The 23,410-nt window shown below is 68.4% G+C and carries 20 protein-coding genes and 1 tRNA gene; 6 read left to right on the forward strand and 15 right to left on the reverse strand.

Translation table 11 applies throughout. The features are described from left to right. Positions 1-12: 12 nt before the first annotated feature. From M1O15_RS22135 to M1O15_RS22160, 6 genes are all read right to left on the reverse strand, one after another. Positions 13-963, reverse strand: a complete 951-nt coding sequence (locus M1O15_RS22135; protein WP_248635855.1) for a helix-turn-helix transcriptional regulator — start codon at positions 961-963, stop codon at positions 13-15. A 99-nt stretch (positions 964-1,062) separates the two neighbouring features. Further along, positions 1,063-1,407 (reverse strand): helix-turn-helix domain-containing protein, encoded by a 345-nt coding sequence (locus M1O15_RS22140; protein ID WP_248635856.1) that lies wholly within the window; start codon positions 1,405-1,407, stop codon positions 1,063-1,065. 219 nt (positions 1,408-1,626) lie between these two features. Further along, positions 1,627-1,938 carry an SCO5918 family protein gene (locus M1O15_RS22145; RefSeq protein ID WP_248635857.1) on the reverse strand — a complete coding sequence of 104 codons (312 nt, stop codon included), beginning with the start codon at positions 1,936-1,938 and terminating at the stop codon, positions 1,627-1,629. A gap of 87 nt (positions 1,939-2,025) precedes the next feature. After that, positions 2,026-3,735 carry a DEAD/DEAH box helicase gene (locus tag M1O15_RS22150; protein WP_248635858.1) on the reverse strand — a complete coding sequence of 570 codons (1,710 nt, stop codon included), beginning with the start codon at positions 3,733-3,735 and terminating at the stop codon, positions 2,026-2,028. Positions 3,736-4,036: 301 nt separating this feature from the next. Then, a complete protein-coding gene (locus M1O15_RS22155; RefSeq protein ID WP_248635859.1) occupies positions 4,037-4,240 on the reverse strand; it encodes a cold-shock protein in 204 nt (67 codons plus the stop codon). 363 nt (positions 4,241-4,603) lie between these two features. Further along, positions 4,604-5,263 (reverse strand): SMI1/KNR4 family protein, encoded by a 660-nt coding sequence (locus M1O15_RS22160; protein ID WP_248635860.1) that lies wholly within the window; start codon positions 5,261-5,263, stop codon positions 4,604-4,606. 315 nt (positions 5,264-5,578) lie between these two features. Here M1O15_RS22160 and M1O15_RS22165 point away from each other — a divergent pair, with 315 nt between their 5' ends. Continuing rightward, positions 5,579-7,891 carry an N-6 DNA methylase gene (locus tag M1O15_RS22165; RefSeq protein WP_248635861.1) on the forward strand — a complete coding sequence of 771 codons (2,313 nt, stop codon included), beginning with the start codon at positions 5,579-5,581 and terminating at the stop codon, positions 7,889-7,891. A gap of 77 nt (positions 7,892-7,968) precedes the next feature. Continuing rightward, on the forward strand, positions 7,969-8,190 hold the full coding sequence (locus tag M1O15_RS22170; protein WP_248635862.1) for a hypothetical protein: 222 nt from the start codon (positions 7,969-7,971) through the stop codon (positions 8,188-8,190). Between the two features lie 21 nt (positions 8,191-8,211). On the opposite strand, the gene M1O15_RS22175 is transcribed toward M1O15_RS22170, so the two are convergent. The 3 genes from M1O15_RS22175 to M1O15_RS22185 all read right to left on the reverse strand — a co-directional run bounded on the left by M1O15_RS22175 (position 8,212) and on the right by M1O15_RS22185 (position 13,407). Then, positions 8,212-9,360 carry a 5-methylcytosine restriction system specificity protein McrC gene (locus M1O15_RS22175; protein ID WP_248635863.1) on the reverse strand — a complete coding sequence of 383 codons (1,149 nt, stop codon included), beginning with the start codon at positions 9,358-9,360 and terminating at the stop codon, positions 8,212-8,214. Positions 9,361-9,487: 127 nt separating this feature from the next. Continuing rightward, complete coding sequence (locus M1O15_RS22180) at positions 9,488-11,746, reverse strand: McrB family protein (protein WP_248635864.1); 2,259 nt, start codon at positions 11,744-11,746, stop codon at positions 9,488-9,490. A 758-nt stretch (positions 11,747-12,504) separates the two neighbouring features. After that, positions 12,505-13,407 carry a hypothetical protein gene (locus tag M1O15_RS22185; RefSeq protein WP_248635865.1) on the reverse strand — a complete coding sequence of 301 codons (903 nt, stop codon included), beginning with the start codon at positions 13,405-13,407 and terminating at the stop codon, positions 12,505-12,507. Between the two features lie 1,395 nt (positions 13,408-14,802). Between M1O15_RS22185 and M1O15_RS31915 the strand changes: the two genes are divergently transcribed. After that, positions 14,803-15,495: a TIGR04141 family sporadically distributed protein gene (locus tag M1O15_RS31915; protein WP_372499539.1), complete on the forward strand. Its 693-nt coding sequence runs from the start codon at positions 14,803-14,805 to the stop codon at positions 15,493-15,495. Here M1O15_RS31915 and M1O15_RS22190 read toward each other — a convergent pair. The 5 genes from M1O15_RS22190 to M1O15_RS22210 form a co-directional block, all read right to left on the reverse strand. Continuing rightward, positions 15,380-15,709, reverse strand: coding sequence for a MazG-like family protein (locus M1O15_RS22190; protein ID WP_248635866.1), 330 nt, complete (start codon positions 15,707-15,709; stop codon positions 15,380-15,382). The two genes, M1O15_RS31915 and M1O15_RS22190, sit on opposite strands and share 116 nt — an antisense overlap. Positions 15,710-15,735: 26 nt before the next feature. Next, the gene (locus tag M1O15_RS22195; RefSeq protein WP_248635867.1) at positions 15,736-17,058 is read right to left on the reverse strand and encodes a UDP-glucose dehydrogenase family protein; all 1,323 of its coding nucleotides are present in this window, start codon (positions 17,056-17,058) and stop codon (positions 15,736-15,738) included. A 107-nt stretch (positions 17,059-17,165) separates the two neighbouring features. Then, on the reverse strand, positions 17,166-18,398 hold the full coding sequence (locus M1O15_RS22200) for an SIR2 family protein (protein ID WP_248635931.1): 1,233 nt from the start codon (positions 18,396-18,398) through the stop codon (positions 17,166-17,168). 303 nt (positions 18,399-18,701) lie between these two features. Further along, positions 18,702-18,920, reverse strand: coding sequence for a hypothetical protein (locus M1O15_RS22205; RefSeq protein ID WP_248635868.1), 219 nt, complete (start codon positions 18,918-18,920; stop codon positions 18,702-18,704). 283 nt (positions 18,921-19,203) lie between these two features. Then, a complete protein-coding gene (locus M1O15_RS22210; protein ID WP_248635869.1) occupies positions 19,204-20,433 on the reverse strand; it encodes a helix-turn-helix domain-containing protein in 1,230 nt (409 codons plus the stop codon). A 300-nt stretch (positions 20,434-20,733) separates the two neighbouring features. On the opposite strand from M1O15_RS22210, the gene M1O15_RS22215 reads away from it, so the two are divergent. After that, positions 20,734-21,576 (forward strand): NAD(P)-dependent oxidoreductase, encoded by an 843-nt coding sequence (locus M1O15_RS22215; RefSeq protein WP_248635870.1) that lies wholly within the window; start codon positions 20,734-20,736, stop codon positions 21,574-21,576. A 51-nt stretch (positions 21,577-21,627) separates the two neighbouring features. Here M1O15_RS22215 and M1O15_RS22220 read toward each other — a convergent pair. Continuing rightward, a tRNA-Gly gene (locus M1O15_RS22220) sits at positions 21,628-21,701 on the reverse strand. A 450-nt stretch (positions 21,702-22,151) separates the two neighbouring features. Here M1O15_RS22220 and dcd point away from each other — a divergent pair. Next, positions 22,152-22,727: a dCTP deaminase gene (gene dcd / locus M1O15_RS22225; RefSeq protein WP_248635871.1), complete on the forward strand. Its 576-nt coding sequence runs from the start codon at positions 22,152-22,154 to the stop codon at positions 22,725-22,727. 2 nt (positions 22,728-22,729) lie between these two features. Further along, a complete protein-coding gene (locus M1O15_RS22230) occupies positions 22,730-23,227 on the forward strand; it encodes a phosphoribosyltransferase (RefSeq protein ID WP_248635872.1) in 498 nt (165 codons plus the stop codon). The last annotated feature ends 183 nt before the right edge of the window (positions 23,228-23,410 follow it).

The following is a 23,410-nucleotide window of genomic DNA, read 5'->3' on the forward strand; positions in this document are numbered from 1 at the left end:
GAAACGCATGTGTCAGACGCCGGAGCGCCGGAGACTGGCGGAGGGCGGTATGCCATGGGCCCGGCGGTAGGCGGCGGCGAAGCGGCCCTGATGGGCGAAGCCCCACCTCATCGCTGTCGCGGAGACGCTGGCGGTCCGCGGATCGGCCGCCTCCAGCTCGGCACGGGCCCGGTCGAGCCGGACCCGGCGCAGATAGCCCAGGGGCGTGGTCCCGGCATGGCGGCTGAACGCGTACTGCGCGGCGCGCGGGGTGACGAACGCCGCGGCGGCGATCTCGGCGAGGCCGATGTCCCGGTGCGCGTTCTCCTCGATGAACGCCATGGCCCGGCGCAGGGTGTCGGTACCGGCGTCCCGGCTGTCCAGCCGGTGCCCGTCCTCGGCCATGGCCGTGTTGGGCAGACAGGCGAGCGTGACGGCGGCCAGATGCCGTACGGCGGTGGCCACGACCAGCTCACCGGCGTCGGGGGCGGTCAGGACGTGGTCGCGCAGGAACGCCATGGTGGCGCCCAGCCGGCGGTTGGCGGCCGGGTCGATCGCGCGGTGGCCGGTGAGCTCGATCGGCCCGCGGCCGCGGGCGCCGGTGGCGGCGACCTCGGTCAGCAGGGCGGGGTCGAACATGGCGACCGTGTAGCGGGCGGCGTGCACTGCGCCCGTGTAGGGCCGGTCGGGCCGGGTGATCAGGAAGGAGTCGCCGGGGCCGTAGACCTCGTGGCGGCCACCGGTGGTGTCCACCACCGTGCCCGAGTGGACGGACAGCAGGGTGACCCGGTTCAGCACCCCGGCGTCGTAGGCCATCGTGTAGTCGAGGGCCAGCCGGTCGACGCTGATCCGCTCGGTGGCCGTGCGCTCGACCCGCGTACGGGTGCCCTGCGGACGGCCGCCGATCCGCATCGGCGCGTACGCCCGCGACATGAACTCCTCCGTCGCCTCCAGGCTGGTGCTGTCAAAACGAAGAGTGTCCACGTTGCCGCCTTCGGTAGCGCCCCGCCCAGCGCTTGTGCCCGGTGCCTCCGTCCGTACGCCCCCCGGACCCACGGGCGGGCCGCCAAGTGACCGGAAGCCTCAGTCGCGGCCCTCGCCCTCGGGCGGTTTGGCCGCGGCGCGGCGGAACTCCGCGTTGACGCGCTGGGCCTCCTCCAGCTGGTCCTCCAGGATGACGATGCGGCAGGCCGCCTCGACGGACATGCCCTGGTCGACGAGCTCGCGGGCGCGCGCGGCGATGCGCAACTGGTAGCGCGAGTAGCGGCGGTGGCCGCCCTCCGAACGGAGCGGAGTGATCAGCCGGGCCTCGCCGATGGCGCGGAGGAAGGCGGGAGTGGTGCCGAGCATCTCGGCGGCCCGCCCCATGCTGTACGCGGGGTAGTCATCGTCGTCGAGACGATCGTTGAGCGGGGAGTCTGCCGTCATTCCCACCTCCTTGTCCTCGTGCGGGAGGCGCCCCGGCAGCCTCACGGCGACAGGGCCCGTAAGAAATTCAACACCATCCGCCACCCGCACCCCGGCGCCGAGTCCCACCCGCACACCACTGAGGGGGCCGACCGGTGTCCCACCGGTCGGCCCCCTCTCCAGGTCTGTTCAGGGGAAGGCCCCCTTCCCGCCCCCTGGCTGCGGCCCCCTTTACGCCGTTTACGCGGGCGCCGAGCCCCCCAGCAGTTCCGAGGCCTCCTCGACCGCGGTCAGCCCCGCCGCGGGGGCGGCCGGCTGGGGAGCGGCGTGGCAGGTGAAGCCGAGCCGGGTCATCGCCCGGGTGACCTCACCGGCGGTGAAGTCCCGCCGGTCCTGCCGGGTGATGACCTCCCCCACCTGCATCACGGGGAAGTGGCGGCGGCCGATGACCACCGAGGCACCGGTGATCGGCTCGGGCTTCACCCGCTTCATGGAGGCCGTCACCTCGTCCTTGGTCAGGTCGAACGGAAAGCGGGCGATGATGCAGCGCATGGTGTCTCCTGGTCTCTCCGGGGGTGCGGGCCGTCGAAAGGGTGGGCGGCGGCGGAGCGGTCGGCTCCGCCCGCCCGGTGCTGCGGACTACGCCGCGGCGTCCCGGGCGGACGGGCGTCCCCCCGTGGCGCGCCCCGCCGCGCGGACGCCCCCACGCCTCCGACCGCCCCCGTCCCGGCCACCGCCGTTGCGGCCGTCGACGCTCAGACCGCCACCGTCCCGGCCCTCAGCCGTCCGGCCGCCACCGTTCCGACCGCTCCCACCGCGCCCGCCGGCGCTCCGCCCGTTGGCACTCTGCCCGCTCGCACTCTGCGTGCCGCGTCCGCGGCGCCGACTGCGGGAGCCGGAACCGGAGCCGGAGGCGCTCGCGGCGCGCTCCACCGGAGGTGCCGCGATGGTGACCGGGATGCCGGACGGGGTGCGCGCCCCGGTGATACGGGTCAGCTCGGCCTCGCCGGAGCGGACCCGGGTGGCCACCGGGGTGATCCTGGCGTCCGCGAGCAGACGGTCCATGTCGCGCCGCTGCTCGGGGGTGATCAGGGTGACCACGCGGCCGGACTCCCCGGCGCGGGCGGTGCGGCCGCCGCGGTGGAGGTAGTCCTTGTGGTCGGCGGGCGGGTCCACGTTGACCACGAGGTCGAGGTCGTCCACATGGATGCCGCGGGCCGCGACGTTCGTCGCCACCAGCACCGTGACCCGCCGCTCCTTGAACTGGGCGAGGGTCCGGGTGCGCTGGGGCTGCGACTTGCCGCCGTGCAGTCCGGCGGCCCGCACCCCGTTGGCCAGCAGGTGGCGGGTGAGCTTGTCGACGGCGCGCTTGGTGTCCAGGAACATGATGACCCCGCCCTCGCGCGCGGCGATCTCGGTGGTCACCTGCTGCTTGTCCGGGCCGTGCACATGCAGCACATGGTGCTCCATGGTGGTGACCGCGCCCGCCGACGGGTCGGTGGAGTGCACCACCGGGTCGGTCAGATAGCGGCGGACCAGCTGGTCGATGTTGCGGTCCAGGGTGGCCGAGAACAGCAGCCGCTGCCCGTCCGGGCGCACCTGGTCCAGCAGCTCGGTGACCTGCGGCATGAAGCCCAGGTCGGCCATCTGGTCGGCCTCGTCCAGGACGGTGATCTCCACCTGGTCCAGCCGGGCGTGGCCGCGCGCGAGCAGGTCCTTGAGCCGGCCCGGGGTCGCCACGACCACCTCGGGGCCGTCCCGCAGCGCACTCGCCTGCCGGCCGATCGACATCCCGCCGACCACCGTGGCCAGCCGCAGCCGCAGGGACCGGGCGTACGGGGTGAGGGCGTCGGTGACCTGCTGGGCCAGCTCACGGGTGGGTACCAGCACCAGGGCGAGCGGCTGCCGGGACTCGGCCTTCCGGCCGGCCATCCGGGCCAGCAGGGCCAGCCCGAAGGCGAGGGTCTTGCCCGAACCGGTGCGTCCGCGCCCGAGCACATCGCGGCCCGCCAGCGAGTTCGGCAGGGTCGCGGCCTGGATGGGGAACGGCACGGTCACGCCCTCGGTGGTGAGCGTGTCCAGTATCTGCCGGGGCAGGTCGAGCGCGGTGAACGTCTCGACCGCGGGCAGCGCGGGGGTCTCGGTCGCCGGCAGGGCGAACTCGCCGGGCGCGGTGGCGGCCCGCCCGCGGCCACCGGGGCGCCCCCCGCCACGGGCGGGACGGCCCGCGCCGGCGCCACGGCGGCGGCTGCCGCCCTGCCCGGAACGAGAGGCGGCGGTAGCGGTACGAGCAGACGGGCCGGACTGGCCGAACTGACCGGACTGACCGTTCTTGCGTGTGCGGTTCAAAGGAACCCTCCTCGAATGGGCGCGTTGTCGAGGAGTGCCCGCGCGAGAAAAACGGCGCGGGGAGTCGCGAGAACGAGCCGGTAAATACGAAGGTGAATCAACCCGGAGCACGGGCTCACAAGCCGGTACTCCGAATAGGATCGCGCCCCGTCATCAGCGCACCGGGCCGGCGGCATCCCGCCCCCGAGCCCCGGCGCCCGCCAGGCGCGGAACGCGATCCGCCCCCAGCGACCTGGAGGCCAACGCGCCTGGGGCCCGCACGCACGGTGCGGGCCCCAGGCGCGAACGGCGCGCCTCAGACTCAGGCGGGAGTGATGTTCTCGGCGCTCGGGCCCTTCTGGCCCTGGCCGATGTCGAAGCTCACCTTCTGGCCTTCCTGCAGCTCGCGGAAGCCAGTGCTGGCGATGTTCGAGTAGTGGGCGAAGACGTCGGGGCCGCCGCCGTCCTGCTCGATGAAGCCGAAGCCCTTTTCGGCGTTGAACCACTTGACAGTGCCAGTAGCCATTTTTCTCTCCTCAGGAAGTGCGAAATCCGCACCGTGCGGATTTCGGCCGCCGTGATGATTTCCGTCGGAAAGTACCTCTGGCCACCACAACTGCAACGGACACCAACGGTACCACGCCACCCCCGCCCCGCCCCGGAATTAACCCCCACCGCCCCCGCGCCGACTAATTCTCCCACCCACGAAGAAAATATCTGCTCCCGCGGGACCAGATATCTCCGGCGGTGGGGACGAGACGGCGACAGGCCGGCGCCCGCCAGCCCTCTGCCGACCGGGGCTGCGCTCCAGGCACCGATAGAGCAGCGGCAACCGGCCGCGGAGCGGGAGGTCGGCGGTGCCGTTTCGCGCAGGATCGCTGCCACCGAGTCAGCTCTGAAGCTGCCGTTCGGTCCGCTCCAGCCAACTCCGGTACCAGGGGCCGAAGTCGTGCCCGGTCGGCTCGATCCCCCGGTCCGCCGGTCGCAGATCCTCCCAGATGGCACCTCGGTGCGGACCTGTCATCACCATCAGCGACGCATAGCCGCAACCCTGCTCGCCGAGGTACACCGCTCCCGCCTCCTGCGCGTCGTACAGCTCCTCGTAGCGCGCGTCCCACGCCGCGTGTGCGCAACGGAACTCGTCCTCAGACGCATAGTCGTCCGAGGCGGGCTGCTGTGCCTCGATCGCGTCGAGCTCTTTCTGCAGCTCCTCGGCCACGAAGGATCGTCCGGCGAACTCGGCGGTGGTCGGCTGCGCGGAAAAGGCAAGCCCGGCGCCGAGCCACTGCCACCCGGAGCTACCCAAGGTCGGTGTCATCAGACCGTAGTCGGGGCCGGCTCCCCCTCCTCCGACGTGGAGCAGGAAGCTCCGATACTGCCCGGGCAGGCCGACGCCCAGGTCCGCCTCCAGCGCCCGGAGCTGTTCCTCATCCATGACCGGACCGAGGCGAAAGCCATGCCCCTGTGCCCCGAAGACCTTGTCCGCCCCGGGACGTCCGGCAAGCCGAAGCACCCGCTCCCGCACTCCCGCCCACGTTTCCTCGCTCACGCGTCCACGCTAGAGAGACGCACACCGCACCGGCACGTTGTTTTCCCGCGCGGCAGTTACGAGGCCCCTTCACGTCGACTGATGCACTGTTAACCCCTGTCATCATCTGCTCTGACACGATACTCAGCCAGGAGAGTGCGCCTGAACAGGCATTTCACCCGCTTCCGGATCGATTCTCGGGCTCTGGGTGACTGACTTCCCTCTCGTTCCACTCCGGTGAACGCATGAGCACCCAGCATGCGCACTTGTTGTGCAAGGCCTCCTCCTCGTACGGTCCTCGCATCGGAAGATCAACCGGCCCGATCTTGAGGAGCCATGATGGAGCCGCCCCACCATGAACGAACCGCTCTGGTCACCCGGACCCAGATCGCGGACCGCTTGGGCGTCAGGCGCCCGGCCGTGTCGAACTGGGCCCGGCGGCACAAGGACTTCCCCACCCCGGTGCGCTCCGGTGACATGGAGCTTTTCCGGGAGGCCGAGATCCTGCGGTGGCTGGCGAACCGCACCATCCCGCCACGGCAGCTGGTGAACGGGGAGCGGGCGGGAACGACCTACGCCGATCGATTCCTGGCCCGCGGCAAGCACCGGGAGGCGGGCCCGAAGGCCGCGAGGAGCCTTTCCCCGCGGAGTGCGGACGAGGACAGGAAGGCCGTCGACCAGTTGATGGGCCGGCTCGCGGAGCGGGTGCGGGGCCCGGCAGCGATGGCGGATTTCGTCAACCTCTGCCTCATCGTGATGTATGTGCGGCACGCGGAGCCGGAGCAATGGCGGCGGATCGAGAGCGCCGTGTCGGCGGATCGAGGTGCCCAGGACGTCAAGGGGCTGCTGAGCTCCCTCGGTGACATGGCCCAGGACACGCTGCGCCGGAACGGCGACCGCACCGACATGCGCAGCAGCTTGCTGCAACTCGAACCGCGGAGCTGGGACGACCTCGTCACGGCGGTACGAACGGCGGCCGGCACGGGCGTGGGCGCGTTCCAGCTCGTATGGGAGTCGTTCAGCTCCCGGGACGGACTGAAGAGCACGGAGTTCTGCAGCCCGGCGGGCCTGGCCTCGTTGGCGGCGGAGCTGCTGCTGGCCCCGGGGAGGAAGGCCACCGTGCTGGACCCCTACACGAGGGGCGGGGAGATGCTGGCGGCTGCGTACCGGCACATCGGGGACGCGGGCGGGACCGTGTACGGCGAGACCCTCGACGGCCGTCTGCAGGCGGTCGCGAGCCTGTACCTCCTCCACCTCGGTGTACAGCCGAAACTGAGCAGCCACCGGTCCGACCGGTGGCCGCCTCGCCGTGAGCACGTCGCCGACGTCGTGTTGACCAACCCGCCGTTCAACATGAGCGACGCGCCCGGTCCCGGTCGACGGACGGGCAACTGGCCGTACGGGCCCCCACCGCGGGGCAACGACAACTTCGCCTGGCTGCAGTACGTCCTGGAGGCGCTGGTCCCCGGCGGCCGAGCGGCGGTGGTCATGCCGGTGAAGGCGGGCAACTCGGTGAACTCGGCCGAGCGTGGGATCCGCCGTGCGCTGGTTCGCACCGGAGCGGTGGAATGCGTCATCACACTGCCGCCCCAGCTGTTCTCCGCGACCCCTGTGCCGGTCTCCCTGTGGTTGCTGCGACGGGTCGAGCAGCCGGAGCGCGAGGACGTCCTGTTCGTCGACGCTCAGGAACTGGGGGAGAGGAACCGGCGTCGGCGCGTGCTCCGGGACACGGATCGCGATGCGATCACCGCGGTGGTCCGCCCATGGCTCGACGGAGCGGAACTCGATGGTGCGGAGTACGCACTGCGCGCTGCCGACCGGGGTCTCTCGGTTGCTGTCGTGGCGCGCGCGGACATCGTCAGCGAGGAGTGTTCGCTGCGCCCCGCCGACTACCTCGGCAGCGGACACTACGGCGCCGCCCCCGACGCGGCCCGGTTGCGTGCAGCCGATGACGAGGCAACGGCCCACGGGCACGGGCTGCGCCTGCTGGAGCAGCGGGCGGCCGGAACGGGGGGCGGCTACCGCGCGGGTCCGGGGCCCGGCGGCTGGGAGGAAGCGCTTCTCGGGGACCTGTGCGAGATCCAGGCCGGTCCTTCGTACACCCGACTTCCAGCGGCGGCTCGTGCGGGGGACGCCGGTGTTCCTCTCGTCTTCCCGCAGGATCTCGTCGAAGGGAGGATCACGGACGAGCCCCACAGCCACGTGCCGTGGAAGACGGCCGAGCGCTTCGAGAAGTTCCTGGTGCGCCAGGACGACATCGTCTGTGTGCGCACGGGTGCGCAGCGACGACCCGCGCTGGTCTCTGGTCCGCAGGCCGGTCGGCTGCTCAGTTCGAACGTGACGCGTCTGCGGGTACGCCCGGAGGCCGGCGTCGATCCGCAGTACCTCCACGCCTGTCTCGGTCTCCGGTACGCGCGGGAGTGGATGTCCCACCGTGCCGCGGCCACGGCGGCTCCCTCGCTGAGCTCTGCGGCCCTGGCCCACCTTCCTGTGCGTCTTCCGCCCATCGAGGAGCAGCGCCGGTGCGTGGGACTCCTCGAAGACCTCGCGCGGCGCGCCGAGGCGTACGAGGCGTATGCCGCGGCACTCGGCCGGCTGCGAGCCGAGCTCGCCGAGCACCTCCTGCACGGGTCGGTCGAACCGCTGTGACGGCCTGCCATGAGCCGATCCCTCCACTCACCCGCCCTTCCCCCTCCTCATCCGTGACCCCCGAAAGGATCGAGTCCATGTCCGACGCGACAGCCCCTTCCGGACGCACGTGGCGACTCTGGCTCGCGCTGTACGTCGCCTGCTCCATGGTGGTCGGCCTCGTCGTGAGCCTGCTCGTGCTCCGGTCAGGCGCCGGCACCACGGAGGTCGTGCTGGCTGGGGGAGGCGGCTTCGCGACGTCCTTCGCCCTCTGCCTGGCGCTGCCCGCGGCCGTCCGCGAACTCAAGCGTCTGGGCTGAGTCGGACCGGCGCGTCCGGGGTCAGCTCGTGGCCACGGACGCGCCGAACTCGGCGATCGCCTTCCGCAGCGGTTCGGCCGCGGTCTTCGGGTCGACGCGGGTGTTCAGGCCGAGCACCAGGATGCGGCCCACCAGACCGCGCGGCCCCCGGAACTCCAGCCGGTGGCTGGACGGTCCCTGAGGGTCGGGATGGACCACCAGGGCCAGGGGGTTCGAGGGGTCGGTGTAGCCGGCGATGTAGGTGAGGAGCTGATGGCGGTCCTCGCGGGAGACGTCGCACTTGGCGTAGTTCTTGTACTTCGCGTCCACGGCCAGGTAGGTCGTGGACGGTTGACCGGGCGGGTCGAAGGACAGCAGGACGTCGGGCAGGAAGGGCGGGCTGTCACCGCCGTGCCGCCCATGGGTCCGGATGCGGTCGCCGTCGTCCTGGGCCGGCCGGCCACCGACGGAGGCCGCTGCCTCCGTCGCCATCCGCCGGACCACGCTCTCCCAGAGACCGTCCAGCTTCAGCAGTAGCCCCTGTGCTCTGAAGCCGTACGGGTTCAGCAGATCGTCGGGCCCGCCACCGCCGAGCACCATGCGTGCCCATGCGTGGGCGGGCCGGTAGTGGGTGTTGAGCGCGGAGTACCGGGCGCGGGCGAGCACCGACAGCGCGTCAGGGGCCCGGAGGGAGTGCGGGAAGTCCTTCGCCGTGGAGTGCAGCTGGTGCTTGAGGATCGGAGAGGCCACCTGCTCGGCCGCGACGGAGAGGGCGGCACCGCATACGAGGTTCTCCCAGCACCCGTCCTCGTACTCGAAGGTCCTGACGTGCAACTGGTCGACCGCGCCGAAACACCTGGTGGCCTGCGCCTCCACGTCCAGCCGGCCCCGCAGCGTGGTGTCCACACGCTGTCGGCGTACGTAGTCCCGGCGCAGACCGCGGCGCAGCAGCAGGCGGCACTCGTGCAACAGCGCGGCGGGTACGAGGCCCGCGTAACCGTCCTTTCCGAGAGGCCAGTTGCGCAGCTCCTCGTCGACGGTGCTGTTCTGCCCGTTGGCGTACGAGAGCCAGTCGATCAACCGGTTTCCCGCGATCGGGAATTTGGGACGGAGTACCAGGCGGAAGGAACCGAGCTCCATGACCCCGGTGACCGTCCGCGCGCTGAGGACGTAGTGATCCTGCTGCTCCACGACACCGACGGACTTGAGGGAACGGAGTCTGTGGAGATCGGCGGCGCTCAGAAGAGATTTCGGCACCCTGCCGGACTTGTACTCATCGAGCGTCACTTCCCTCCTCGCGGCTCCCTGTGACACCCGGCTACTCCTCGCCCCACTCGGAATCGACCGACGCGCCGTCCTCGTCGGCGGCTCCGTTGGTGACGAAGACCTTCGCCAGCATTCCCGGAAGGTCCTGCGGGCTTGTCTGAACGACCCGACCCGTCTTCTCGTCCACCAGCTCGCCGAGCACGGTCCGCAGCATTGCGGGACGGCCGAGGCAGTAGTCCGTCACGAGTGGCACGATCTCGTGGTGGAAGGCGTGGGAGAGCTGCTCGACGGTGGCGAGCGGACGGTCGTCCGAGAGGAGGTACGCCTGGCCGAGCAGATGGTCCGGGCCGAAGTGCAGGTCGAGTCGCTCGTTCAGACCCTCCAGCAGGGAGGCCAGCCCGAGCCCCTCGATCTCGCCGTCCAGAGCGTCCAGGTCCGGCGGTACGTCGAAGAAGGCGAACCTGCGACGGATCGCGGAGTCGATGTGGCTCACGCTGCGGTCGGCGGAATTCATGGTGCCGATGATGCGGATGTTGGGCGGAACGGTTTGCTGCCGTCCACTGGTCGGCAAGGTGATGGAGACGGACCCCCGCTTGTCGAGTTCCAGCAGAGTGATCAGTTCGCCGAGAACGCGCGGCAGATCACCGCGGTTGATCTCGTCCACCACTATCAGGAAGGTCTGGTCCGGGAACTTCTCGGCGGCCGCGCAGACCCGCAGAAACACACCCTTCTTCATCGTCAGATGGAGGCCGGCTCCGTCCGCCGTCGTGTCCGGCCTGAATCCCTCGACGAAGTCCTCGTACCCGTAGGACGGATGGAAGGTCACCATGGTGAGCCGTGCGGCCAGGTCTTCCTCGGGTCCACTCGCGTTCACGGGCACCGCGGACAGTTCCGCGAGAACAGCGGCCCGCTCCGCCGGAGTGGCCTCAAGCAGGTCCGCGCGGCCCGCGAGGGCCAGGGCGACGTTGAGCGCCAGCCGGGTCTTTCCGGTGCCGGGTGGCCCCTGAAGGATGACCTGCCCCTTGTGTACCAGCAGATCCCGTACGTTCCGCACATCATCGGGAAGCTCGTCGTCGAGCAGCACGACCTTCCCCGGCGCGCTCCCCTCCAGGGCGACGACCTCGTTCGCCACCTCGACCGCGACTGCTGGGCCGAGAACCTGAGTGGTCCCGCGTCGGCCCTGCCCGCGCCGGATCTCCCGCATCAGGGTGGCGGGCACCTTGGCGAGGGTCTGCTGCCACGCGTGCCGCGGCTCGTCGAAGCTCTGGGCGTACGAGGTGTCCCAGTCCACGCCCACGGTATGGCGGTGACTCCCCGCATCGGAGAGGTACGCGTAGCCGCCCACGACGGTGCCTACGGCCAGCACCTCTGACTTGCCCCGGTTGGCGACGATGAGATCACCGCGCTCCAGGTCGCGAAAGGCCAGCAGTTGCCGTGCGAGCCGAAGGTTTCCTCCCGTGCTGTGCGGCCAGTGCCAGTCCAGTGCGGCCTTCAGCTCCTGGTCGCTCTCGTACTGCCCCAGACTGCCCACCTCGTCCCAGGCGATCCGGATGCGATGGTTCCGGAGGCAGTCGTCCCAGAGGCTTGCCCGTTCCCCGGGTGCGATCTTCCAGATCACCCGGTCCTGCGGACGGGGATCGTGGAAGGCGTACAGGAATGCCGTCACCTCATGCGGACTCCACTCCCTGAACTCCTCGTACTCCCGCAGGAGCTGCAGCAGCTCGCGGTTCGCCCGCCACGTACGTACGCCGGAGGAGTGCGCACGTGGCTTACCGCCCAGCAGAGCGGTGAAGTGACGGACGTGCGCGGCCGAGAAGACGGGCAGGAACTCACCGGGGAAGTAGACCGCCAGTGCCTTGGTGGTCAGCGCCTGCCCGTACGACAGCGACTCCAGGTCGTCCAGACGCTCGTACGCCCCCTTCCCCGCCGCTTCGAAGGCCGTCACGAACTCGGAGCGCACCCGGGCCCATGCCGCTTCCACCTCGAGCCCGCGCAGTGCGCTGGGCACGACTCGCCACTGGTCCGATCGGTGCTGGTAGATGATGTGCTTCGCCGCGCTGCCGCCGCGGATGCTGCCGAAATGGTCGGTGCCATACTCCATCAGCCGGCAGAAGGAGAGCCCGTTCCGGCGGCCGTCGGGGCCCAGCGCGTACCGATCCAGTTCCAGGTCTTCCCAGCCCGACAGCGGGAACAGGGTCAGCACCCGCTGCCGCTCCTCCTCCGCCAGGTCGGCGATCCGTCGCGCCCCCTCCCGATCGAATCGCGCGATGCGCGCGGCGAGCCCTTCCCGGAACCGTCCAGCGTCAGCCATGGGCCCATTCTTCGGCATCCCACCGTCCCGGGACACCGGCGTCTGAGTTTTCGAGCAACGACAAAGCCCCAGGTCACTGACCTGGGGCTTCGCTCACGAGCGGGTGACGAGAATCGAACTCGCGCTCTAAGCTTGGGAATCAGCGGGGCTTGGGCCTCTGGAAGGGCTCTGACCTGCACTTTCCTGCGAGGAAGCTGGGATTGCCATGGCCTCTGGAGGCTGTACCTGACCGCTGTTGTCCGCTCTGCTGGGCACGGTTGGGGCACGAGCAGAAGGGGCGAAGGGGCCCTCATGACCAAGCTGAGCAATCCTCCAGCGAGATCTCCGCGCCGGCCGTGTCTGTAACAGCCTCCAGGTCCGGGATGTAAGGGGCGGGCGTCGGGAAGGACGTAGGTGCCAGGTGCCTCCGGACAGAGGTCGGTCAGCACGCGCCCACCGGCGGCTGTGAGGGACCACCCGCGCTCTGCGGCTTCAAGGTACATGGGGGTGTCCCGATGGCTCAGGTCGGTGATGTCTGCCGCCCGCAGGATCTCCTGCATCTGAGGATGCTTCGCATACCTATCCCTCGCCGAGTGCGGCGAGCCCCTTTATGATCCCTGCGATGAAGCCCGGACTGCCTCCGACGGCTTTCTCGACGCCGCGTGGAATCCCTTCTTTCCTGTGTATTGCTCCGGTCCTGGAAATGGAGTTGCCCCACTCCTCCGTCGGGGTCGGGAAAATGATGACTCGATTCCTGTGGGTAACCTTTATTTACTGTTTCATTTACTCATCCGTCGACGTCGCACCTCTTTCAGTATTTCCTCACGGTCTGCCATCATTCCGATTACGGTGACAATGTCACTGCCTACCTGAATGTCCTGGGTTTTCACAAAACTTGCTAGTTCCTCTGAAGTTATCGGTTCGTCTTCGAAGTGCATCTTCAGTCGATTTGATCGGTCGAAGCCCGGAGCGTTCTCCCGATCCAGCAGGCGAACGATCGCGGGCAGATCGAATCCCGGCGCAGAGTCGTGCCACGTCTCGGTCCAGCCGCCCTGTGGAAGATGCCTGGAGGTGGCTCCCTGTCGATATTCAAGAACCCTGTTTAGGACGTATCGTTCGACAGTAAAGGCCGCCTCGCGATTGGGGACAATGACTTTTTCGATCAAAGTTCCCCCTTGCTTTACATGTGCCTTGATCCGGTTGTAGCGTCGATCTTCCGTGTTTGTGATCCCAACCTTCATCAACTCCAATTCGGGGAAATGGATGAGATATACCAGATGAGGCGAATCGGGGTCGATCGATTTGGCGCACGTTAGGCAAGGCTGCGCGTTTTGAGCGAGTGCCGATAGGGATATCCTGCGCTCCGCCCCACAGTTCAGGCAGATGGCCGGGACCGGCTGGGTGAGCTTGGCGTAACCGTCGAAGTTCCTAGCCAGGCCGTGTGCCGCAAAGAATTCCGTGTGCTGGCGAATGAGATCCGAAATGTCCAGATATGGGCAGTGATCACCGTGTCGCCATGAACTGGCCAGTACGTGAACGACGCTTCGCCGAGACTCTTTTCCGCAGGTTACGCAACGTACATCGACGATGTCCCATATGTTGGGGAGGATTATCTTGGCCGCTTCCTCGACCGCCGCTTTTCCATCCTTTTCGAGAATTGAATAACCCGCTTCGCGCAGCACGGAAAAGGCTTCCTGAGGGGTTTTCGCCCATCGCTCCGGTTCCGATCGCAAGCGTGCTTCGTAAATCCTTCGGGAAGAACAATGCTCGCAAGCCGAATGGTCATGGTTGCGAATGCTGTTATAGGCTACTGCTCCCGCCTGCCCGCATGTTAGGCATCGGAAATTGCGTTGGGCCGTCGGGGATTCATGGTGACCGATAGGATGGACGCCGACTCGCCTGAACTGCTTATCAATGCACTCATGGCAATGGCCGGGTTTCCCTTTTCGGTTGGCGCATTCGTTTCGTCCACATCTGGAGCACGCGCGCACGATTGCCATAACAGTCCTCCTGGCATCTCCTTGGCCTTGGGGAAGCCTACAGTCGACCACTGACAGGCGGTCGAGATCAGTCGGGCGCTGGGTTGCCCGGTAGGCATGGGCGGCTCTGGTGCGGCCGGGAGGGCCTGCCTGCCGATTGTCTGGGCCTCCGAAGGCTGACTGCGGCCCGTGCCAGTACGACGCCCATCCCTACACCGACTGGCCTGAGCTCATCCCGCTTGCCCACGCGATAGGGATAGGGCACCCGAGCGGACGCTCCCCCACCCCGCGGAGCTCACGTCAGCCGAGATCCGCCGGCTCCGGGCAGCTGCCCTGACCCCCCTGCTGCGCGGAGTAAGCACCCAAGGAAGGTGAAGTGGTCGCGATGGAGCCGCCAGCGCCAGGCCGGAGCCCACTACATGTCACGCAAGCAATCGTTCGCGGGACGGGCTTAGCGAACCCACCGTGGATGGCGCCTTGAGGGACGACGTCGCTGGGAGTTGGAGCACGCGAAGGGCGCGGCGGGCCCAGAGTGGTCTAGGCAACAAACAAGGCCCTGGTCTCCGACCAGGGCCTTCATCGCGGAGCGGGTGCCGAGAACCGAACTCGCTCTCTGAGCTTGGGAACTAGCGGTGACCAAGGGCGCTTCGTAGCGCCGGCCAGCCACGATTAGGGTAGGCGCGCTGCTCAGAGAGTGCCTCTAGGCCCCGTCGTTGGTCGTACTTAGTTGGCCGCTTTGGTTCGGAACTGGCACTACGGCACTGTGCTGCGATGCGTTCGATCCCCGGCGGCAACGGGCGGCGTCTTTCGGCAGCGCCGAGACCATCGCATCCCGCCTAGCCGACACCGAGGCGCAGCTCCGCAGCAAGGAGCCCGCCGTTGAGCAAAAAGTTGCAGCGCCGACGCCGCGGGTCTGCCTTCAGCCGGCCGCAGCAATCCTCCGGTAGCCGCTCCGTCGGCTTACGGAGGTCGACGGAATCGAATAGATGTTTTATTAATCATGAGTCTATAAATCTGAAGAAGTTGCATTCGCCCTCTTTCCATCAAGGGGTCAACCTGGGGGCGTAATCCTCTTGGGCGACACGTGGGGGCGAGCACATGCGCGTATCGATCTACCTCTTCCGTGAGGAAGCTGGCGATTTTGAGGACTTGCTTCGCGACTTCCCTGAGGGGGCGAGAGTCCCGGAACGCCGGGAGTTGAGCGACGGGGTGGATTTGGACTGCGAAATCCGGGTTATGCCGCAAGAGCCAAAACCGCCAATGTGGGCAAAACACGTTTCCCCTCTTGTTGAAATTTCAGACCTAAAGAACGCTAACGCCTCGGTCGTAGTCTTCTTTAATGTTAGCGGAAGATTCTTTGCAGTCTGCTTCGGCTACGCTCATGCTCTTCTCAAAGGAGAATTGCTAGAACCGGAATTTGGGTTGCGTGTGACGGCCAATCTAGCAGACCCCCTCAAGGTGGCTGCTATGCAGGTCAGGACGCTCAGCGAAAACTCGCGACAACAGCTTTCTCCCCACTCTGATGCTCACTCGAGCCGCGCGACCGGAGCGAGCCGCCTTGATGAAGTAGGGAAAGTTCTACTGCGCTGGGAGCAGGTTCCCGGCGCAGCTTGTGTGCCGGACGTGGCCGCCCCCCCGTCCAACCGAAGCAGTCGACGGCCACGTCCGGAGGCCGTCAGGCCGCAGCAGCGGCCTCGCGGCCCCTTCGCGTTCGGCGGTGGAGGATCTCGTCGAAGGTGGCGCGGGCGCCTGTGGGGTCGATGTAGTGCATGGCCAGGAGGGCGGCGATGACGGCGCCGACGAGGTCGTTCTGGACCTCGGACCAGGCATGGTTGTCGCCGCAGGTGGTGAGTCCCTTCAGGCCGTGGAGGGCGTGCATGGCCTCGCCGGCTTCCTCGGCGACCTTGCCGACCTGGAGGGCTTTCAGCTCCTCGTTGGGGAGGTGGGCGCCGGCCGCTCGGCAGACGGCGGAGAGCTTCTCGATGTTGTCCCACAGGGTGTCCACGTCGGACCTCCGATCGATGGGTTCGGCTATTCCTGTGCGGGTCGTCCGAGCTGGCGTACGGTCCATCCGGCCATGCGCCAGGCGTCGGCGTCGATGAGGTTGCGGAGGTCGACGAGGACCTGGTCCGCGACCAGTGGGGCGAGGGCCTTGGGGTCGGCCTCGCGGAAGTGGGGCCATTCGGTGGCAAGGACGATCAGCTCGGCTGCCGCGAGGGAGCCTTCGAGGGTTTCGCAGTAGTCGAGTTCGGGGTGGCGGCGCAGTGCCGTGGGCACGGCGTGCGGGTCGTGGACGGTGACGGTCGCGCCGCGCTGATGCATGAGCGCGGCGATCGCCAGGGCCGGGGATTCGCGGACGTCGTCGGTGCCGGCCTTGAAGGAAGCGCCCCAGACGGTGATGCGTACGCCGTCGACGGGTCGGCCGAGCGTCTGCTCGATGAGTCTCAGCGCGGCGGTGGGGCGGGATTCGTTGACTTCCTCCGCCGCGCGCAGCATGGTCGCCGCCTCGGCGGCGCCCAGGGTGCGGGCGGAGGCGGTGAAGGCGCGGACGTCCTTCGGCAGGCAGCCGCCGCCGTAGCCGGGACCTGCGTTGAGGCCGCCCCGACCGATGCGGGGGTCCAGGCCGATGGCCTCGGTGAGCTGTTGGACGTCGGCTCCGGCGGCGGTGCACATGTCGGCGACGCCGTTGATGAAGGAGATCTTCATGCCGAGGTAGGCGTTGGCGGCACCCTTGATGAGTTCGGCGGTGCCGGGGTCGGTCACGAACAGCGGGATGCCGTTCGCCAGGAGGGGTGCGTAGACCTGGCGTACCGCGTCCTCAGCGCGGGCCGACGGGACGCCGACGACGATCCGGTCGGGGCGCAGGGTGTCGTCGATGGCATGGCCCTCGCGCAGGAACTCGGGGTTCCAGACGACCTCCACGTCCTCACCAGCCGGGGAGAGCCGGGCGAGCAGAGCACCGAGGTCACGAGAGGTGCCGACGGTGACCGTGGACTTGCCGATGACGACCGTGGGGCGGGTCAGGTGCGGGGCGAGGGCGCGGGCTGCGCCGAAGACCTGCCCGGTGTCGTAGCTCCGCCCGTCCGCGTCGATCGGCGTGCCCACCGCGAGGAAGTGGATGTCGGCGAACTCGGCCGCCTCGGCGAGGCTGGTGGTGAACCGCAGCCGTCCAGTGGCGATGTGGGTGCTGAGGAGTTCGGGCAGGCCGTCCTCGTAGATGGGGCACTCGCCGGCGTTGAGGCGGTCGATCTTCGCCTGGTCCAGGTCCACGCCGATGACCTCGTGGCCGATCTCGGCCATGGCAGCGGCGTGGGGGATGCCCAGGTGACCACAACCGATGACGGATACGCGCATGGGGTCGACGCTCCTTTCCTTGCCTCTCGCCCGCCCGGGGAGTCCGGGCCGGCCGGGTGCGTCACGCTAGCGCCAACGCTCGGCGCGGCCCGCTTCGCGCAGGTGGATCAACCAGCTTGCTGTTTCAGCAGGTTGACGAGGGCGGGCAGTGCCTCGGCGGCGGTCGCCCGGCACACCAGGTCGCCGTCCTGGGGTCCTTCCAGCGGGTACGGCATGAACTGGCCGTCGCGCCAGAAACCCTCCGGGTCCAGGTAGACGACCTGCATGCTGCGAGCGCGGGCGCGCGCCTGGACCTTGCGGCGGTCGGCGTGCAGGCCGACGACGAGGAGGGCCTTGACGCCATCCACCCACTCGACATCGGGTACGGCCTGGTCGTAGCGGCGCATGAAGCACTCGTCGAGCCCGGCACGCGCCGCGAGCACGTCGAAGTTGTTGGTGATGACCGGGCCGACGAGGTGACCGGCGTCCTTCAGTTCCTTCAGCGCCCACATGGCCGGAGTCGGTTCGGCCAGGAAGCAGGCGCGGAACATCTCCACGAATTCCGCAGTCTTCTCCTCCGGCTCCGTCAGAACCTCGTGGAGGAGCGTGTCCGCTGTCGGGGAGAGGGTGAAGCGGTGCTCCCGAGGCTCGTGGCCTTGGCGGTCGGTGACCCGGTAGATCTCGTGGAGCCGGTGCAGGGGCGGAATACCCGCCTCCACCGACGTACCGCATCCGATCTCCACCTGGAACGGCAGCAGGTCCGCGAGGACGGACAGGTCCGGGACGCGGGTCGGCGTACCCGGGCGGTCCTTGGACCTGATCCCGGTGGAGAGGACATTCCACGGCAGCTGCCGGACCGAAGGCGGCGGTGCGTAGGACACCGAGGCGATCTGCACGTCCAGGCTCCGGTAGCCGACGGGGAGGATACGCCCCACTGCCGCGTCCTGGGGATGGACGTCGTGCTCCGTGATCCGGCACTTCAGATCCCGACGTGTCCATAAGAATCCACCGGGAGCCTCCTTCCAGCCGCCGGTGGCCAGCGAGTCCCACAGGGCGTCGTGGTGCGCGTCGATCTCGTGCGCTGGAGCGGTAGCGGAGTGGTAGAGGTACAGGTCGGTCAGGCCGATGGCCGGCGCGGCGGTGGTGGGGACCAGGCCGTACCGGTAGCGGTAGTGGATGATCCGCCGCCGGGCGTCGTCGGCAGTCGTCCAGCCGCTCTGTTCGGCCGTGGCCTTCTCCTGCGTACGGCGCCAGATGCCTTCCTCGATGTAGCGGGGTCGGTCGGCGTCGCCGAAATAGGTCCTCCAGACCTGCTGTTGGTCGGGGGTGAGCTGGTCGATGACGATGTACGGGATGTCCATGATCTCTCCCTGGAGAATCACGTCTGGATGTTCCGGGTGCATGGCGGGCTCCGTTGGCCGGGAGGGTGGGGTGAACGACCCGGACAGCGGAGCGGAGCCAGCGGTCGGAGGGCGGGCTCGCGTCCGTTGAGACGGCGGCGGGCTGGTGACCGAGGACGTTGAGGAGCGGGACGGCCTGCTCACGCAGTGCCCAGGCCGGTCCCACCAGCCCGGCCACGGCCAGAAGCGTGAGCGCGATGCCTCCGCCTTCGGGGCGTACGGAGCGCGGCGCGGCCTTTCGGGCGTGGCGTCGCCGCGCACCGGTCACGGGGTGCCGCCGAGGGCCTGTCCGTGTGCGTCGACGAGACGGCTGGTCTGCTGGTGCAGCCACTCCAGCTCGACAGAGGTGAGGATGAGTGCGCCATCGAGGGTCGAGCCGTCATCCAAGTGGAACTCGATGGGAACCGATCCCTGCCTGGCCCGCGGGTCGTAGACCGCGTCCCGTCCGGCCGAGAGCGTGGCGTGGGTGGCCCTCACCGGCACGGGCCTGAGCGTCGTCCCGTCGGCGGGCGCGGACCACGGGGCCCCGCCCCCGGGCGGACGCAGGTGGTACGTCGTAGCAGAGCCCTCACCAGGGAGGGCGACCACGACCCCGACACGGCCATCGCGAGCACTGTCCGTGGCGAGGTCGCCGAGCAGCGGGCGGAAGGGTGCTGCCGCACCTAACTCGGCTCCCTGCGAGTGAAGATGAGAAGAACGTCGTCGCGTCATGCCCCGAAGCTAGGGGCAGGACGGCCCTCGAATATGAGCCGGAGGAATACGACCCCTATCCGTCCAGGTGAAAGCGGTCGGACATGTGCCGCAGCTTCTCCCTCGTGGCTGCCCGTTCCGCGTAGACGATGCTGCGAAGCGTTGAACGGGCGATGGGATGGTTCCGCACGAGCTGCGGCGCGATCCGCTCAGCCGTCTCCAGCTCGGTGAGGGCCTCTGCCCGGTTTCCGTCCCACAGCCAGGCCCGCGCGACGTCCATGTGGTGGTGTCCCTGACGGGAGTTGGGCAGTGACCCGACCAAGCTCGGGCTGGTGCGGCGGTTTATCTCCAGAGCTTTGCCCTGCTTGCCCATTTCCAGAGCCACGCTGATCGCGTGGATCTGCACGTTTCCGGCGGAGAACGTCAGCGAATGCCGGTCGTACACCGGTGCCCCGACGTACGCGTCCATGCGTTCCGCCGCGTCCTTCGCGTGCCCGATCCGGTCCTCCGCTTCCGATGGGCGGTTGGCCCGAGCGGCGGAGATGGCTGCTCGAAGCTGAAGCGTGCCCCACGCCCGTACGGCCAGCGGATCACCGTGCTCGTACGGCTGTTGCACCGAGGCGATCGCCTTGTCCGAGAGGGTCAGAGCGTCGGCCCAGTCAGCCGTCGCCCACATGTCCCAGACGCGCATCCAGTCGGCGACGGCAGGCAGCACCGGATCTCCCGACAACCTGGCCGACCACGCGGCCCGTTCGCACGCCATGGCCACTAGCTCGGGGTGCCCGAGGGCGTGTGCGGCGGTGTGTGCGAACTTGCAGCACACGGCGTAGACGGCGTACGCCTCCTCCCGCTCGTGCCCGTCCGAGTCTTCCGCCAGGGCGCGCGCTTCCCGGAAGAGATCCGGGAGAACTCGGAGAATCGCGACGTTGGAGGCGGTGTCCCGCAGGCGGTGCAGCCGGGTCACCTCACGCCATAGCTGTGACGCCGGTCGCGGAACCCCGTCGAAGACGGGAACGAGGTCGTAGCGACGCAGCTCGCGCAGGATCGACGAGGCGGCGATCTGCCACTGGCTGTCGTCGGGGGAACTGCTGTACGGGCGTCCGATCAGATCGTTCGGATGGACGTGCAACTCTGCGGCCACCTGGTTGAGCAGGCCGACCCGGTCCAGCTCGATCAGTCCACGCTCCATCTTCGACACCCAACCCTGTGACTTCCCGAGGGCCGTCGCCAGGTCGGCCTGCGGCATGCCCAGCCGCAGCCTTGCCCTGCGAGCTCGCTTGCCGATCTCCTCGGCTTCCTCCAGCATCAGGACACCTCCCGGCCGCCGGACGATCCGGCGCGACCGCCGGTCTGTCCGTACAGAGTTCGTCTCCTGCACGGTACCCATGACGCGGCTTCAGCGTGAGACGAGCTGTTAGGACAGTGGGGGTCACGGCCCGTGTACGGCTGTCTCGTCCTGAACGGCCAATCCGAGATCGGAGGTACTTCTGTCCGCCATCAGTGCCCGGACTGCCGCCAGGTAGCGATCCTGAAGCCGCCGGTGCCGAGCGACAGCGGATCATGGGGATGAGGAACACTCCACGTCGCACACCGCCGGAGGCAGCCAGTGATCACCGTGACCGTCCTCCACCCTGGAACCATGGGCGCGGCGATCACCGCCGAGATCGTCGCCGGCGGCCATGAGGCACTGTCGGTGACCAAGGGCCGCAGTGAGAACACCAGGCTCCGCGGGCGAGAAGCCGGTGCCACGGCGTACGACTCGCTCGCGGAAGCGCTGTCCCGAAGCGCGGTCGTTCTCTCGGTCTGCCCACCACAGGCGGCGGAGGACGTTGCGGCGGCGGTGGCCGCGCACGGCTTCGCGGGGGTGTACGCCGATGTCAACGCCATCAGCCCTCAACGCGTACAGCGCATCGCCGACGAGATCCGCCCCGGCTCCGCAGTCGTCGACGGTGCCGTTTTCGGTCAGCCACCAGGTGAGGGGCGTGCCACACGGCTCTATCTTGCGGGGGCCGACTCTGCCGTCGAGCTGGTGGCGTCGCTGTTCACGGACTCTGCGCTGCACGTGTGCCGGGTCGGGGACACACCTGGTTCCGCTTCCGCTCTGAAGATGGCCTTTGCCAGCTACCAGAAAGCCGCTCGCACCCTCGCCGGCGTCGCTCACGCACTCGCCGACTCCCATGGAGTCGGTGATCAGCTCACAGCCGAAGCCGAGGTCATGATTTCCGCGATCCTCTCCGATCCGGAGTATCTACCGAGCGTGGCGGCCCGAGCCTGGCGCTGGGCACCCGAGATGGAGGAGGTCGCCGATACTCTCCGTGCGGCTGACCTGCCCACGGACATGGCCGAGGCCACGGCTCGGGTACTCGCTTTCTGGGAGCAGGATAAAGACCAGTACGACTTGCCGGTCGTGCACGCCCTCTCCCAGCTCCGGTCAGGAAGGAGCGCGTAGGCAGCTCTAGACAACAAACAAGGCCCAGGTCGATGACCTGGGCCTTAGTCGTGGAGCGGGTGACGAGAATCGAACTCGCGCTCTAAGCTTGGGAAGCTCATGTTCTACCATTAAACTACACCCGCATCGACGCGACATGATCTTGCTTGGGCCCGGAGGCCCGGTGTCGCATCGTCGCTCACTCTACCCCATGAGCCGTCGGCGGTGTGCGCGCCCGGTGGCGGAGTGCCGCGTGGAGTGGCGTCCTCTTCATCCCCTAATGTGGCGGTCTCGTCCACGCGTTGATGTTGATGGGGAAGGGACTTGATGGACTCCATGGAGCGCACCGTCGTCCGCTGTGCCGAGGGGCACGTGTTCAGTACCGGGACGTTCCCGATGCAGCAGCTCGGGACGGAGCGTATCGGGCCCGGGCGGCTCATCCGGTGTCCCCGGTGCGCGCGGCTGCGGCATGCCGTGCCGGTGGGGCACGAGCGGCGGTAGGCGGGCACCGGAAGGGTGAGCGTCGGCGCGCGGGGTGCCGTCCGGTTCGGGCGGGCCCGCGCGCTTCGCGTGTGCGGGGCCCGTATCCTCGATGAGTGCTTCTCTCAGACAAGGACATCCGGGCCGAGATCGACGCCGGACGGGTGCGCATCGACCCGTATGACGAGTCCATGATGCAGCCGTCCAGCATCGACGTACGGCTGGACCGCTATTTCCGGGTGTTCGAGAACCACCGGTACCCCCACATCGACCCGGCCGTCGAGCAGATCGACCTGACCCGGCTGGTCGAGCCGGAGGGGGAGGAGGCGTTCATCCTGCACCCCGGGGAGTTCGTGCTCGCCTCGACGCACGAGGTGATCTCGCTGCCCGACGACATCGCCTCCCGGCTGGAGGGCAAGTCCAGCCTCGGCCGCCTCGGCCTGGTGACCCACTCCACCGCCGGGTTCATCGACCCCGGCTTCTCCGGCCATGTGACGCTCGAACTGTCGAACCTCGCCACGCTGCCGATCAAGCTCTGGCCGGGCATGAAGATCGGCCAGCTGTGCATGTTCCGGCTCAGCTCACCCGCCGAGCACCCGTACGGCAGCGACCGCTACGGGTCCCGCTACCAGGGCCAGCGGGGGCCGACCGCCTCGCGGTCCTTCCAGAACTTCCATCGGACGCAGGTGTGAGCATGAGTGACGTACGGGAGAACCTGACCTACGAGGGCTTCGGCCGCGCCGTCCGGGAGCTCGCCCAGACCATCGCCGACGACGGCTACGAGCCGGACATCGTGCTGTCCATCGCCCGTGGCGGCGTCTTCGTGGCCGGCGGGCTGGCATACGCGCTGGACTGCAAGAACATCCATCTGGTGAATGTTGAGTTTTATACGGGGGTGGGGACCACGCTGGAGATGCCGGTCATGCTGGCCCCGGTCCCCAACGCGATCGACTTCTCCGACAAGAAGGTGCTGATCGCGGACGATGTCGCCGACACCGGCAAGACGCTGAAGCTGGTGCACGACTTCTGCCTCGGCAACGTCGCCGAGGTCCGCTCCGCCGTCATCTACGAGAAGTCGCACTCGCTGGTGAAGTGCGAGTACGTGTGGAAGCGTACCGACGAGTGGATCAACTTCCCGTGGAGCGTGGAGAAGCCGGTGGTCCGCCGGGAGGGGCAGATCCTGGACGCCTGAGAGGCTCCCTCCGGTGTCAGCCCGCTGACAGGCCCCCCTCGGGCAGGCGGACGTCGACGTCGGACGCCGTCGTGGTGTCGGCGGGGCGCGGCGGAGGCTTCTGACCAGCCGCCCACCTCATGGACGCATCCGACCGTGAACCGGGGCGGCGGAAGCGTGAACTCCCGCCGCTCCCAAGCCCGT

The organism is Streptomyces lichenis (assembly GCF_023218175.1).
In the GTDB taxonomy this organism is placed as follows: domain Bacteria; phylum Actinomycetota; class Actinomycetes; order Streptomycetales; family Streptomycetaceae; genus Streptomyces; species Streptomyces lichenis.